Origin of the sequence: Chitinophaga varians (assembly GCF_012641275.1) — a bacterium.
Lineage (GTDB): Bacteria > Bacteroidota > Bacteroidia > Chitinophagales > Chitinophagaceae > Chitinophaga > Chitinophaga varians_A.
Window position 1 is genome coordinate 1,384,276 of sequence record NZ_JABAIA010000002.1, and the last position, 14,216, is coordinate 1,398,491.

Genomic DNA, 14,216 nt, shown 5'->3' on the forward strand with positions numbered 1-14,216 from the left:
CTGCTTATGACAGAAAATCAACCATCCCCTGAGTGGGAGAAGCTTGCAGCCAAACTGGAAGCATCCCGGCAGGAAGGACCACTTTCACCGGAAGAAGAAGCCTATTTCGACATCCGGGATACGGCAGAAGGCTGGCAGGAAATAGCCTCACTGGACACCGCTGCAGCATGGCAGGAAGTGGCTGCGAAGATAGAACATACACACAGAAAAAGATGTGCCGTTAATTGGTTCCGGGTGGCCGCCGCCGCGGTAGTCACCGGCCTGATTGCAGGAGGTGCGGTATTCCTGTTGAAACCACCGCGTCACCAACCCTCCACCCGCACGGTGGCCCAGGCTGCGGGGAGTCATCAGGTGCAACTGATCACCGGCAGCGGCGCCACTGTCGTGCTGGACACGGCCACACAATTCAGGGAAGCTGACGGTACCCGCGTTGCCGCCGGTAAAAACAGCGTATCCTATCAGGCTGCTCAAACTACTGATGCGCCTGTGTTTCACACGCTGGTGGTGCCCCGGGGGCATACCTATAAAGCGGTGCTCGCCGACGGCACACGGGTATGGCTCAACGCCGGTTCACGGCTGCGTTTTCCGGTGGCTTTCTCCGGCAATGCCCGCGAAGTGGAACTGCAGGGAGAAGCCTGCTTTGAAACAACGCCCCTGGCCTCGAAACCTTTCCTCGTAAAAGTCGGCGATGTGAAGGTGACGGTACTGGGCACTGAATTTAACATTAACGCCTATACGAATAATACTTTTATCACCCTGGTGTCCGGTAAGGTAAAGGTAGACGCAGGCGCACTCGCTAAAGAGCTGTCTCCCGGCCAGCAGGCGGTTTATGGACAGGGAAACATGACCGTCGCCCATGTGAACGCAGAGCAGTTCACCGCCTGGAAAGAAGGCCTCCTCATATTTGACAACGAAAGCCTGGGAAATATCATGACAAGACTGGGCCGCGAATATGACTATACCATCCGCTTCGACAATGCGGCGATGCAACAACAACGGCTTGGCGCCAACCTGGAAAAATCGCCCTCCGTGATGGAAGTGCTGATTTTGCTGGAACAAAGGGCGAACGTTCATTTTATGATAGATCAACCCAAACGTACCATCACCGTAAAACAGCACAAATAAAAGACGAACACGTTGTAGCAGGATGTGTTGCTGAAAAACAACCCAACTGACGACGGTAATGCAGAAAACAAAGGAGCGAAGATCATACGGTCTTCGCTCCTTTGTTTTTTATGTAGCTTGATGAATATGTGGTCGACTAGAAGTCATTCCGCCACATCATGCTTTCCACCGGCCTGATGGTGCGGCCGTTGTATTTGGCGTTGCCTTTTTTGTTGTACATGGTTTCCACTTCTCCTTCCACCACAAAGTAGATCAGCTGGCCGATCGGCATGCCGGCATAAACCCTTACCGGCTGCGCGCAGGATATTTCCAGTGTCCAGGTATTGCAGAAGCCTACGTCGCCTTTGCCGGCGGTAGCATGGATATCTATACCCAGGCGGCCGGTGCTGGATTTCCCTTCCAGGAAAGGCACATGGGCGTGGGTTTCGGTGTACTCCAGTGTTACGCCGAGATAGAGGGTGCCGGGCTGCAGCACATAGCCTTCCTCAGGAATTTCGAAATGTTCTATTTCATTGTGTTTGCGGGCATCGAGGATACGGTCTTTGTACGTAGCCAGGTATTTGCCCAAATGTACATCATAGGAATTGGTACCCAGATATTTCCGGTCATAAGGCGAAATAACGATGGTGCCTTTTTCAATTTCTTCCAATATCCGTTTGTCTGACAGGATCATGTTAGGTGTTTTAGTAGTAGCAAGAAAGGTTACGGCATTTTAAGGGAAGCGTTAAAAAGCTTTAACCTTTGCTGTTATTTCTGCTTTTTTGCTTTAATTTGGCAAGATATGCCATTAATACGTACCATACAAATTGATCCGGAAACCAGGTTGGGCGTGTGGAGCATAGAAGAGCCGGAAAATTTCTTCCGGGAACGGGTAAATATCAGTCCCGGCATCCATCATCCACACAAGCGGTTGCAGCATTTGGCCGGGAGATACCTGCTGGTGACCCTCTTCCCGGAATTTCCGCTGGAGAAGATAACCGTCAGCGATTCCCGTAAACCCCTGTTACTGTGCGACAGCTTCCATTTTTCCATTTCCCACTGTGGTGACCATGTGGCCGCCATCGTGAGCGCCAAAAGCGCCGTAGGAATAGATATCGAAGAGGTAAAAGACAAAATAGAAAGGGTGTCCCATAAATTCCTCTCACCCGGTGAGCGGGACTTTATCGATCCCCGGCACTCCCTGCCGCATAAGACGATCTGCTGGAGCGCCAAAGAGGCCATGTTTAAATGGTATGGACTGGGCAGCGTTGATTTTAAGGAAAATCTCGTGTTACAACCCTTTGTATATCAGTCAACGGGTTTTATCACCGCTAATTTTGTGAAGCCGGATTCAAATACCCGGTTATATTTGCAATATATAATGGAAAACGGTTTGTGCCTGGCATGGACCCATCCGGTGTGAGGAAAGGCATTTTACTAACTGTTGCGTTATTTTGACTTATGAAAATATTCTTGCTCGGCTTCATGGGAGCCGGAAAATCCTATTGGGGAAAGCAGCTCGCAGATCACTGGGCGGTGCCTTACTACGATCTGGACGAGGTGATTGTGGAAGCGGAAGAAATGGCCATCAGCGACATCTTCGCAACGAAAGGAGAGGATTATTTCCGGGAAAGGGAAAGTATGCTGCTCCGGGAGCTCTCACGCCAGGAAAATTTCCTGATCTCCTGCGGCGGCGGCACGCCCTGCTTTCAGGATAATATGGATTTTATGAACGAAAAGGGTACCACCGTCTGGATCAATCCTCCACTGGAGACCATGGTGGAAAGACTGACCCGCAAAAAACATAAACGGCCCCTGATACAGGACCTCGACGATCAGGACCTGGCCGACTTCGTGGAGAAAAAACTGGCCGAACGCAGGCCTTTCTACGAACAATCCAGGCACATCATTTCATCCGATAACATTACATTGGATACCTTTACGAAAAATATCGAACATGCATAAAGGCTTTTTAGTTTGGGCAGCTGCTTTCGGCGCGCTTGCAGTGATTTTAGGCGCTTTCGGCGCACATAAACTGAAAGAACTGGTGCCCCCGGAAACAGTATCTACATTTCAGACAGGCGTTACTTACCAGTTCTATCATGTGTTTGCACTGCTGGCAACCGGCATCCTCTTTGCTCATGCTCCGGGCAGCCAGCTGGAATGGGCCGGCAGATGTTTCATCATCGGCATCTTCCTGTTCTCCGGCTCCCTCTATGCGTTGACCATGCTCAAAGCCACCGGTAACGTAGGCCTGAGAGGAATCGGCATTATCACCCCCATCGGAGGCCTGGTGTTCATCGCCGGATGGATATCACTGCTGCTGGGACTACTGAAAATTAAAGCGTAAAAGCAAAACGTATATGCATAAAGGATATTGGTTGCTGTGGATGTGTATGACATGGTGCGTTGTTGCCACGGCGCAACAAACAAAAGATATCAGTGGTAAATGGTACGGTATAACCAAATCCTACTACGGCGATAAACAACGCCTCACCGTGGTGCTCAAAAAAGAGGGGGAAGGCTACAACGGGGAACTGCAAAATCCCGATCATGACGATGAAGCCATCACCCTCGATCATATTATCTACCGCGGAGACACGCTGCTGCTCCGCATAGATACTATCCAGTTCGCCTATACAGGCGTATGGAACGCTGCGGAGAAACAGTTTGAAGGCATCTTCTCCTGGGGCAGCATCAAAGGCACCTTTAATATCTCCCGGAAAGAGATCAAAAGAAGCGATGTCTACAAACGGCCACAGGAGCCTCAAAAGCCGTATCCCTATTTTACGGACGAGGTGAAGTTCGACAATACCCACGACCACGTGTCTCTGGCGGGCACATTCACCCGGCCGGCAGCATGGGGACGTTATCCGGTGGTAGTCCTGCTGAACGGCTCCGGCCCGCAGGACCGCAACGATGAAAACGCCGGCCATAAAACCTTCCTGGTGCTGGCCGATTTCCTCGCCCGCAACGGTATTGCCAGCCTCCGCTTTGATGACCGCGGCGTAGGCGGGTCCGGCGGCGTATATGCCAACGCCAATATATACGACTTCGCCAACGATGCCAAAGCAGCGCTCGAATACCTGAAAACAAGAAAAGACGTAGATCCGTACACGATAGGCCTGCTCGGCCACAGCGAGGGCGCGATTGTTGCACAAATCGCTGCGGCAAACAATAAGTCGGTGGCTTTTGTAGTTTCTTTGGCAGGACTGGGCGTTACCGGCCGCGAAATGGTGGACCAGAAAGTGGTCCTCGACGGACGGATGTCCGGCGCTTCCGACGAGGAAATAAAAGACCGCCTGCAACGGCTCAAGCCCTACTGGGACGCGCTGGCCAGCGATACCAACTATACGGTGGCCGCCACCAGGGCTAAAACCGTGCTGCACGATATCTACCGTAACTCACCGGACGAAATCAAAAAACAAATGTCCGAAGAAGAGTTTACCAGCGATATGCACTTCGACCGGGAACTGTCATCAATTTTGTTATATAAACCGCTCGATTACCTGAAACAGATCAAGTGCCCGTTCATGGCTGTCAACGGCACCCGCGACCTGCAGGTAGAGGCGACCACGAACCTGAACGCCATAGAACGCGCCCTGCGCGAGAATGGGAATATGCTTGTCACCATACGGAAGTTCGACGGATTAAACCACCTGTTCCAACGTTGTAAAACCTGCACTGTAGCGGAATACGGCGATCTGGAGCAGACCATTGATCCACTGGTGCCGGAATTCATTGCACACTGGATACTCCAGTTGCCGCCAAGGCCCAGGTAATCCCAACTTGAAGTTAAATTATGTCCAAGAATAAACTGAAAAACGAAAAACCGGAGAGCAAAAAACCGAAAGCCCCCGCACCCAACCCTGAAGTGCTGAAGAAAGACAAGGAGGCCGAGGTAAAAGTAAAGGAACTGGTAAAGGATGAACGTACCCACAAAGTAATGGGTGTGTTCTTCCTGCTGCTGTCTGTCTATTGCTTTATTGCTTTCACCTCCTACCTGTTTACCTGGGAAGATGACCAGGACAAAGTATTCCGTTACACTACCCGTGAACTGCTCATCGGTGATGTAAAAGTGGACAACCTGCTCGGTCGCCTCGGGGCCTACGTGTCACACAATTTTTTCTATAACGGAGTGGGCATCGCGGCATACCTGTTCTGCTATTTCTTTTTTATCATCGGCGTCAATTTCATTGTAGGCAGGCGCGTATTCCGCGTTTGGCGCAATGTGAAGTATATGATCTTCGGCCTGCTGTTTATCAGTATGGCCATGGCTTTTGTCACCAACGGGGCTGATTTCCCGTGGGGTGGCGCACTGGGCAATGCCCTTGACAAATGGACTTCCGGGTTCATCGGTAAAACCGGCACCGCCCTGCTGCTCCTCGTGGCTGGCTTCTCCTGGCTGATCTGGAAATTCAATTTCGATTTTAAATGGCCGGAGAAAAAAGTAAAACCGCCCAAACCCGCACCGGCAGCACCGGTGGTGCCAGCCTCTCCTGCAGTGGCCTCCACGGCCGTTCCCACGCCGGTGGCAGCTACGCCTGCGCCGGAAGCGGCCAAAGGCAACGCCCTCAAGGGCGACGGCGGCGTGGTGGTCATCCCGCCGCATGAGGAAGGTCCGGAGGAGGAAATTCCCATGACCCTGATCGAAAAAGATGACGAAGTGACCGTGATCCCCGCTGCCCACGCGGCTTATGTGCCACCGGTAGCCTCACCGGCGCCACCGCCCGTAGCTGCACCCGCACCGGAAGAGGAAGAAGAGGAGCTGCCTGAGGAAGAGGAAGAAGATCCCGGTCCGCTCCTGTATGTGGAAGACGTGGAAGAAGAGCTGCCGGCGCCACCGCCACCACCTAAGAAGAAAAATCAGCCGGAGGAAGTGGCCTTCGAAATCAAGGAGACTTTCAAGGATGAAGAAGATGAGGTGGAAGAACTGGCGACCGTACGCCCGGTAGTGCCCGTAGATCCCTATGATCCGTCACTGGACCTGCGCGATTACCGCTACCCGGGCCTCGACCTGCTGGAAAACCACAACGCTGATAAAGTAGTGGTACAGGATACAGGCGAGCTGGAGAAAAATAAAAACCAGATCATCGATACGCTCAAAAACTACGATATCTCCATCCAGAAAATCAGCGCTACGGTAGGGCCTACAGTGACGCTCTATGAAATAGTGCCCGCCGCCGGTGTGCGTATCTCCCGTATCAAAAACCTGGAAGATGATATCGCCCTGAGCCTGTCGGCCCTGGGTATCCGTATTATTGCACCTATCCCGGGCAAAGGCACCATCGGTATCGAGGTGCCCAATGTCAAAAAGAGCATTGTATCGCTTAAAGCGCTGCTGGCGTCGGAGAAGTTCCAGAACAGCACCATGGACCTGCCCATCGCTATCGGTAAGAAGATCGACAACGAAAACTTCATCGCCGACCTAGCCAAAATGCCCCACCTGCTGATGGCGGGTGCCACCGGCCAGGGTAAGTCCGTGGGCATCAACACCCTGCTGGTGTCACTGCTGTACAAAAAACACCCTTCCCAGCTGAAGTTCGTGCTGGTAGACCCCAAGAAGGTAGAGCTGTCGCTGTATAAGCTGATAGAAAAGCACTTCCTGGCCAAACTGCCGGGTGAAGAAGATGCTATCATCACCGATACCAAAAAGGTGATCCACACGCTCAATGCGCTCTGTATAGAGATGGACCTGCGGTACGACCTGCTGAAGGAAGCCGGTACCCGCAATATCCGGGAATATAACGCCAAGTTCACCCAACGGCGCCTCAATCCGCAGAAAGGACATCGTTACCTGCCGTTTATCGTGCTGGTGGTGGATGAGTTCGCCGATCTGATCATGACGGCAGGCAAGGAAGTGGAAATGCCGATTGCCCGCCTGGCCCAGTTGGCCCGTGCGGTGGGCATTCACCTGATCATTGCCACACAACGTCCGTCTGTAAACATTATCACCGGTACCATTAAGGCCAACTTCCCTGCCCGTGTGGCCTTTAAGGTGTCTTCCAAGATAGACTCCCGCACCATCCTGGACATCGGAGGCGCTGAACAGCTGATCGGACAGGGGGACATGCTGGTATCGTTCAACGGGGAACTGGTACGTTTGCAGTGCGCCTTTGTGGATACGCCGGAAGTGGAGAGCGTGGCGGAATTCATCGGCAACCAGAAAGGTTACCCCGATGCCTTCCTGCTGCCTGAATATGTGGATGATAAAGACACCGACGGCAAAGAGCTGAGCCTTGCCGACAGGGACCCGCTGTTTGAAGAAGCTGCCCAGGTGATCGTACAGACCCAGCAGGGATCTACTTCCTTGCTGCAACGACGGATGAAACTGGGTTACAACCGCGCAGGCCGCCTGATGGACCAGCTGGAGTCTGCTGGTATTGTGGGCCCCAATATGGGCTCCAAAGCCCGCGATGTGCTGGTGAAAACAGATTCGGAATTACAGGAAATTCTTAATGATTTGTTATAATATATTAAGAAGACAGGGCATATGTTGCACATTTTAACAAAATAAACCGAATTTTGCCCTTCGACTAAATGACCAAACTTTCATACCGGCATGGCATTTGACATGGCTGGGTTAGAAAACAAAAAAAATCTACAATGAAGAAATTTGTATTGACAGGATTGTTATTAGGTGGTATCGTTTTCAGTGGTATGGCCCAGTCCAAGGGTGTCAGCGATCCTAAGGCGAAAACGGTCCTGGACGGTGTCAGCAGCAAATTTAAATCCCTCAAAACCGTAATGGCCAACTTCATATTAAAAGTGGAAGGCGCCAACAACAGCGTAAACGACTCCAAAAAAGGGACCGTATACCTGAAAGGGGCTAAATATAAAGTAACCCTGCCCGGACAGGAAATCATCAGCGATAACAAAACTTCCTGGACATACGCTAAAGATGTGAATGAGGTTACCATCAATAATGTGGACCAGAGCAGCGGCGCCATGACGCCAGCCAAGCTGTTCACCAACTTCTACGACAAGGACTATCTGTACCGTCTGGACGGCGAAACCAACGAAAAAGGCAAGGTGCTGCAAAACATCGAAATGACGCCGACAGACAAGTCTAAAAACATCTTCAAAGTGATTGTTTCCGTTGATAAAAAGAACCAGAGCATTGCCAAAATGAAAGTGTTCGAGAAAAACGGCAACCACTACACTTACGAAATCACCAGCTTTACGCCTAACGCCAATGTAGCAGATGCTATCTTTACATTTGACGCGAAAAAATATCCCGGCGTAGAAGTAGTGGACCTCCGGTAAAATTGTGAATCGCGAATCAGAAATAGTGAATTTGGGCGAAGTTATAAGTGAATGATGGGTGAGGCCCTTCTCCGCTTATATCTCCGCCCAAATTTCGTAATTCGCAATTCCCAATTATTGTTATACCTTTGGCAAGTTTCAATTAAAATTAAACAATATGGCATACGACGTAATCGTAATTGGTAGCGGCCCTGGTGGATATGTGGCTGCTATCCGTGCTTCGCAGCTGGGATTTAAAACCGCGGTAGTGGAAAGGGAGAGCCTGGGTGGTATCTGTTTAAACTGGGGCTGTATTCCAACCAAAGCGTTATTAAAAACGGCACAGGTATATGAATATACACAGCATTCCAAAGACTACGGTATCACTATCGGAGATGCGAAGGTAGATTTTGATGCTGTTATCAAGCGCAGTCGTGGCGTTGCTGATAAAATGAGCAGGGGCGTACAGTTCCTGATGAAGAAAAATAAGATCGACGTGATCATGGGTACCGGCAAGCTGAAAGGCAAAGGCCAGGTGGAAGTGACTGATAAAGATGGTAAAGCGACCGTATACGACGCCAAACACATCATTCTGGCGACCGGCGCCCGCGCCCGCGAACTGCCGAACCTGCAGATCGATGGTAAAAACGTGATCGGTTACCGCCAGGCAATGGTGCTGCCGCAACAGCCTAAATCCATGATCGTGGTTGGTTCCGGCGCTATCGGCGTGGAGTTCGCTTACTTCTATGCTACCCTGGGCACTAAAGTGACCATCGTTGAATTCATGCCGCGTATCGTACCGGTAGAAGATGAAGATATCTCCAAAGAACTGGAAAAAATATACAAAAAGAAAGGTATCGAAATTATGACCAACGCCTCTGTGGAAGCGGTGGAAGCAGCTGGTAACGGTGTGAAGGCGAAAGTGAAAACACAAACCGGCGAAATCACCCTCGAAGCAGACGTGGTACTGAGCGCTGTTGGTATCGCTGCCAATATCGAAAACCTGGGCCTCGAAGCACTGGGCATTAAAACCGATAAAGGCCGCGTAACTGTAGACAAATACTACCAGACCAATGTTCCCGGCGTGTACGCTATCGGTGACATGGTGCCTGGCCAGGCACTGGCTCACGTTGCCTCTAAAGAAGGTATCGTTTGCGTGGAAGCTATCGCTTACAACGAGAAAAAATACGCACACAAACCTGAAACCATCGACTACATGAACATTCCGGGATGTACTTACTGCGCACCGGAAATCGCTTCTGTAGGCTACACCGAAAAAGCTGCGAAAGAAGCAGGCTATGAAGTGAAAGTGGGTAAATTCCCATTCTCTGCTTCCGGTAAAGCTTCCGCTGCCGGTGCTACTGAAGGTTTCGTAAAAGTAATCTTCGACGCTAAATACGGCGAATGGCTGGGTACTCACATGATCGGTGCTAACGTGACCGAAATCATCGCTGAGACTGTAGTTGCCCGCAAACTGGAAACTACTTACCAGGAAGTGCTGGATTCTATCCACCCACACCCAACTATGAGCGAGTCTGTAAAAGACGCAATCGAAGTAGCTTACGGCGAAGCAATTCACCTGTAATCAACTTACTCCATTATAAAAAAATGGCCTGCCGCTACGGCAGGCCATTTTTTATGCCTTTCCGGTCCTTACTGCTTCACGATCTGCTTCGAGTAGATACGCTGGCTGCCCACAAAAATGCTACAGTTGTAAACCCCTGGCGCCAGCCGGTCCACAGGAAGGTATTCCTGTATGTCGGTAATAGTCCGTTGTAAGACAATCCTGCCGGCCATATCTGTCAACACCACCTGTCTTTCCCGGTAGTTTTTATCAAGGATGATCAACTGGCTCAGTACGGGATTGGGGAATATCAATACATCATGTTGCAGCAGTATGCTCACTGAGGAGATGTCGGAGTAAATGATCTGCCCGTCCTGCCTTTCCAGCGCTACACGGTATTGCACGACTCCCTCGTAGGGACTGCTGTCCGTATAGCCATAGTTTGTAAAACCGCTGTTTACCGCGCTGGTGCTGAGCCTTGTCCAGCCTGTCGGTGAACGTCTTTCCCAGTATATATTTTTCAGCAGCCAGGTAGATCCCAGTGAGAGTGATAACACCACCTGGTTGTCCGTTGTTTTGTCGGCCAGCAGTGCTTTGATATAACAGCCTACGCCCTGCAGCGCATAGTTGCTGGCGTAGCTGCGGAGGCCTTCCCAGCCTGCCGGTGCGATAGGGCTGACGGCATAATACACGGAGGTATTACCTTGTTTGGGAATGAAGAGGAAGGTATCGGTCAGCTGTTTATAAGGTGTCATAACACCCTGCGACAGCGTATATGCCTGATAGCCGCTGGCCCCTGCCAGCCGGTCCCAGTAGATCATGGCAGTGTCTGAACAGTTGAAACCAGTGAACAACGTGAGTTGTGGCGTGACATAGCAGGGCGGACTAATAAACGAAGTATCCGTTAACGTTAGTTTTAACAGTACCTTATTGAAGAGGGCAGGGACATTCCAGTAGGCCATCTGCTGTTGCGCCGGCACCTGGCTTACGATGGGTATCCAGGTGGCGCCGCTGTCGATGCTGTAGGAAATATCACTGTTACCGCTATACGTAGTTTCCCATTGCAGGGGGATAGCCTGGGAAGCCGGCAGGATGGCGCCGTTCACAGGGTTCTGCCATGCAAAGGACGGTTCCCGGATGAAATCATACACGATGTAAAACGGCTGATCGGCAGTTGCCAGGTTTTTGCTTTTTATCGTGATGTGCAGGTTGCCTGCCGCGGGTTGGTCTATGCTGATCTGTTCCGTGTTATTGAGACTGTCAATGCCGCGATGGGCGGGTTGTTTCAGGGAATCGGCGGCCGGATAGGGATTGAGTACCCAGGGGAGCCAGATTGTCCCGTCAGGGGTGACGGCCTGCATGTCCAGGTCGTTGACCAGCGCTTTGGGCGCTTTGAGGGCCGCAGCGGGGTCGTTCCAGCAAAGGGTCACTTTCACCTGCCGGACGCCTGCCGGTACGGGAATATCAAAAGCTGCGGTACTGTTGGGGAGAAGGGTGCCCTGGCGGTAACGGCCGGCGCTGAGGGTGGTCAGTGCGCCGGCAGCATGCAGGCTGCCAAATCCGTAAGTGTAAGCAGGCCGGCCACCTGCCGGCAAAGCGGCGCTGTTGATCAGCAATGCGCGAACGAGCGCGGAAGAAGGAGCTATACTGTGCAACTGGCGGTAGGCGTCCTGTAACAGCGCTACCACGCCGCTGGTGAGGGCGGCAGCGCCTGAAGTGCCATCCTGCCCGTAGGCCACTATCTCCGGCTTAATGCGCCCGTCATAGGCCGGTCCCCTGGATGCCAGCGTAGCTACATCAAAGTTGGCTTCCGTGCCACCTACTACGATCACGTTTTTGGCCTGTTTAAAATTGCCGGTAAGGTTGGAGAAGGCGCCAACGCCCTGGTAACGGCCACCTGACGGAATGGTGGTACCGCTGTTGCCGGCAGAAAAAACATGCAGTAAGGTGTCCGCCGCCCTGATCTGCTGATCGTAGGCTACGGCTTCGGCGTCATAATCATATTCAATAGGGATGCCGTAGGAGTGGTTTTGTACGGTGATGCCAAAACTCCGGTAATAAGTGTCTGCATCGGGGAAAAGCACGCTGGCGCTGCTGGATGTCAGTCTGGCCTCCGGCGCTACTCCCAGGCCGTTGGCGCCACTGTTGCCCGCGCCGGCCAGCAGCGTGGCCATAATGGTGGCATGCGCGCTGTTAACGTTCGACTGTAGGGCAGAACGCAGGTATCTGCCTGAAAGATCAATATCGGTGGTGTCAAATAAATCTTCTTTAACGGAAACGGTTATACTTTTTCCGCGTATCATTGGAAACTGTTGCTGGGCAACGTTGATACGGTTCACATATGGATTGATGGTGTTAATGATCACCTCCGGTGATGCATGCCTCACCTGGTTGGCACCCGTCACATCGGACAGGGCTATCAACGACGGCCAGTCACGCTGCTGCAGCTTTACCACCGCCGCATGGTAGCGGTCAATCATATAGAGGGTTTGTGTGCGTGCCGCGCTGAAATGTTCTCCACTGTAAGATACCTGCACCTCAATGCTGTCAATCGGTTGCAATGATTCCAGCTGCGCCAGCAAAGCATCAGTGGCTTTATAATTGGGGCTGGCGATATAACTGTACTGTACTTTTTTTCGCAGTGTGCTGTCTGCCGGCAGCAGCTGCAGGATGTAATGGCGGCCGGTCAGTGCCCTGATAACGCCGCACCTGGCCAGTGTTCTGTCATCCGGAATGGTGATGAATTTAACAAACAACGGTGCTTTCGTTGGAGATGCTGTCAATGTATCGGCAGCATATCTTTTGATCATCACAACTTCCCGCGTACGCTGCTGCGCCATGGCGGAAGGGTGAAGGGATAACAGCAAAATGAGCGCTGATAATACGTTGACGGTTTTCTTTTTCATGCTAACGGGCGATAGATCCTGGTGTTGGACGATGTTACTTAAAACTACTGCAATAAATCGTTCAACGCAATTTTTTATGCCTACACGTAAAATATTTTTTTTAAGTTAAACGAAAGTTGTAATATTGAGAACACGATAATTTGTATTGAAAACGAGCAACGAAATCTAATTAAACCATACGAGAGAACCGATAACCAAAGGTTAACTGAAGAGCAAGTCTGAGTCCCCGGAAAACACCGGTATTATTAAGTCATAGCCAATCATTGAAAATGCATGCAGATGTCTGATGAAAGATGTCACTGCTGTAATATGTCTGCTAAAGAAGAGCACTGAAAGCCCGCTTTTTTTCGGATGTGTAACACCATGCAGTTTGTTGTTTGTTGGTAGCATTGCCCACTTCCGCCAGTAGCATTGCCCCTGCAGATAATCGCTGTATTTTTTGTATTGAAATTATTTGTATACCGGCTGTATTCAAATCAGCCGGAAGAGAAATATTTTTCCTTTTAAAAACCAAAATCCGAACAGATGAAAAAACAAATGCTCGCCGTAATTGCCTGTCTGGCCGCAGGTATGGTGATTTCTTCGTGTAACAAAAATGATAAACAACAGGAGTCCCAGCCCAATCCTGTTTCTGATGAAGTGCTGGCGCAAATCAAAGCCAATGGCTTCAGTACTGATAATGTTCAGAAAACAGATGAGGGCTATCTCGTGGAGGGCGATATCCTGTTGACAGCCGATCAGCTGAAAGAAAAAGTTGGCACTCCTACTTTACGTATTGCCAATGATGAACAGTATCGTACCAATAACCTCGTTACTGCGCTGCCCCGCGTTATTACCGTGAAAGTAAGTAATCTGGGTACAGCTTTTATTGCCGGCACTGATACGGCTATTGCCCGTTACAACAGACTGGGACTGCGTATCAGCTTCCGTCGTATTACCAGCGGCACGGCCACTATCACCATCAAAGGCTTCAATCAGGGCCCCAGCGGTGGTTACATCACCCTCGGTTCTTCCGGTTTCCCTACCAGCGGCGGTAACCCTTATGGTACTATCAAAATGAACACCAACGCTGCTGCTTATGGTTCTAACCCCAACGTTCTTTATGTAGGATCTGTGATCCAACATGAAATTGGCCACTGTATTGGTATGCGCCATACTGACTATATGAACCGTGCATACAGCTGCGGCGGCTCTGCTGTAAATGAAGGTGATGGCGGCGTTGGCGCTGTCCTGATTCCTGGTACGCCTTCCGGCCCGGATGCCAACTCCTGGATGCTGGCCTGCTCCAATGGAGGCAACCGTACCTTCAACGCTAATGATATCATCGCTTTAAATTACCTCTACCACTAATAACTGCCAGGCATTAACAATACATGACAGAGATATCTGCATGGTAT

Annotated in this window: 11 protein-coding genes; 9 read left to right on the plus strand and 2 right to left on the minus strand. The window is 51.0% G+C overall.

All coding sequences use genetic code 11. The features are described from left to right. Positions 1-6 precede the first annotated feature (6 nt). Positions 7-1,125 (plus strand): FecR family protein, encoded by a 1,119-nt coding sequence (locus HGH92_RS20225; RefSeq protein ID WP_168872563.1) that lies wholly within the window; start codon positions 7-9, stop codon positions 1,123-1,125. Between the two features lie 136 nt (positions 1,126-1,261). Here the strand turns inward: HGH92_RS20225 and dcd are convergent, their stop codons facing one another. Further along, positions 1,262-1,798 (minus strand): dCTP deaminase, encoded by a 537-nt coding sequence (dcd, locus tag HGH92_RS20230; protein ID WP_168872564.1) that lies wholly within the window; start codon positions 1,796-1,798, stop codon positions 1,262-1,264. 108 nt (positions 1,799-1,906) lie between these two features. On the opposite strand from dcd, the gene HGH92_RS20235 reads away from it, so the two are divergent. The 7 genes from HGH92_RS20235 (at position 1,907) to lpdA (ending at position 9,934) form a co-directional block, all read left to right on the plus strand. Continuing rightward, entirely contained in the window at positions 1,907-2,527 is a 621-nt protein-coding gene (locus HGH92_RS20235) for a 4'-phosphopantetheinyl transferase family protein (RefSeq protein WP_168872565.1), read from the plus strand. Between the two features lie 38 nt (positions 2,528-2,565). Next, positions 2,566-3,069, plus strand: a complete 504-nt coding sequence (locus HGH92_RS20240; protein ID WP_168872566.1) for a shikimate kinase — start codon at positions 2,566-2,568, stop codon at positions 3,067-3,069. Beyond that, on the plus strand, positions 3,062-3,454 hold the full coding sequence (locus HGH92_RS20245) for a DUF423 domain-containing protein (RefSeq protein WP_168872567.1): 393 nt from the start codon (positions 3,062-3,064) through the stop codon (positions 3,452-3,454). Before HGH92_RS20240 ends, HGH92_RS20245 begins: the two co-directional genes overlap by 8 nt. 13 nt (positions 3,455-3,467) lie before the next feature. Further along, the gene (locus HGH92_RS20250) at positions 3,468-4,886 is read left to right on the plus strand and encodes an alpha/beta hydrolase family protein (protein WP_168872568.1); all 1,419 of its coding nucleotides are present in this window, start codon (positions 3,468-3,470) and stop codon (positions 4,884-4,886) included. Between the two features lie 20 nt (positions 4,887-4,906). Continuing rightward, on the plus strand, positions 4,907-7,576 hold the full coding sequence (locus HGH92_RS20255; RefSeq protein ID WP_168872569.1) for an FtsK/SpoIIIE family DNA translocase: 2,670 nt from the start codon (positions 4,907-4,909) through the stop codon (positions 7,574-7,576). A 134-nt stretch (positions 7,577-7,710) separates the two neighbouring features. Next, positions 7,711-8,370, plus strand: a complete 660-nt coding sequence (locus tag HGH92_RS20260; RefSeq protein WP_168872570.1) for a LolA family protein — start codon at positions 7,711-7,713, stop codon at positions 8,368-8,370. Positions 8,371-8,527: 157 nt separating this feature from the next. Further along, complete coding sequence (lpdA, locus tag HGH92_RS20265) at positions 8,528-9,934, plus strand: dihydrolipoyl dehydrogenase (protein ID WP_168872571.1); 1,407 nt, start codon at positions 8,528-8,530, stop codon at positions 9,932-9,934. A 68-nt stretch (positions 9,935-10,002) separates the two neighbouring features. Here the strand turns inward: lpdA and HGH92_RS20270 are convergent, their stop codons facing one another. After that, on the minus strand, positions 10,003-12,819 hold the full coding sequence (locus HGH92_RS20270; RefSeq protein ID WP_168872572.1) for a S8 family serine peptidase: 2,817 nt from the start codon (positions 12,817-12,819) through the stop codon (positions 10,003-10,005). A 525-nt stretch (positions 12,820-13,344) separates the two neighbouring features. Between HGH92_RS20270 and HGH92_RS20275 the strand changes: the two genes are divergently transcribed. Further along, on the plus strand, positions 13,345-14,169 hold the full coding sequence (locus HGH92_RS20275) for a M57 family metalloprotease (protein ID WP_168872573.1): 825 nt from the start codon (positions 13,345-13,347) through the stop codon (positions 14,167-14,169). Positions 14,170-14,216: the final 47 nt, after the last annotated feature.

Bases quoted from the DNA above. Each gene is read 5' to 3' on its own strand.
- HGH92_RS20240 (WP_168872566.1), top strand. From the start codon at position 2,566: ATGAAAATATTCTTGCTCGGCTTCATGGGAGCCGGAAAATCCTATTGG.
- dcd (WP_168872564.1), bottom strand. From the start codon at position 1,798: ATGATCCTGTCAGACAAACGGATATTGGAAGAAATTGAAAAAGGCACC.
- HGH92_RS20260 (WP_168872570.1), top strand. From the start codon at position 7,711: ATGAAGAAATTTGTATTGACAGGATTGTTATTAGGTGGTATCGTTTTC.
- HGH92_RS20275 (WP_168872573.1), top strand. From the start codon at position 13,345: ATGAAAAAACAAATGCTCGCCGTAATTGCCTGTCTGGCCGCAGGTATG.
- HGH92_RS20225 (WP_168872563.1), top strand. From the start codon at position 7: ATGACAGAAAATCAACCATCCCCTGAGTGGGAGAAGCTTGCAGCCAAA.
- lpdA (WP_168872571.1), top strand. From the start codon at position 8,528: ATGGCATACGACGTAATCGTAATTGGTAGCGGCCCTGGTGGATATGTG.
- HGH92_RS20270 (WP_168872572.1), bottom strand. From the start codon at position 12,819: ATGAAAAAGAAAACCGTCAACGTATTATCAGCGCTCATTTTGCTGTTA.
- HGH92_RS20235 (WP_168872565.1), top strand. From the start codon at position 1,907: ATGCCATTAATACGTACCATACAAATTGATCCGGAAACCAGGTTGGGC.
- HGH92_RS20255 (WP_168872569.1), top strand. From the start codon at position 4,907: ATGTCCAAGAATAAACTGAAAAACGAAAAACCGGAGAGCAAAAAACCG.
- HGH92_RS20250 (WP_168872568.1), top strand. From the start codon at position 3,468: ATGCATAAAGGATATTGGTTGCTGTGGATGTGTATGACATGGTGCGTT.
- HGH92_RS20245 (WP_168872567.1), top strand. From the start codon at position 3,062: ATGCATAAAGGCTTTTTAGTTTGGGCAGCTGCTTTCGGCGCGCTTGCA.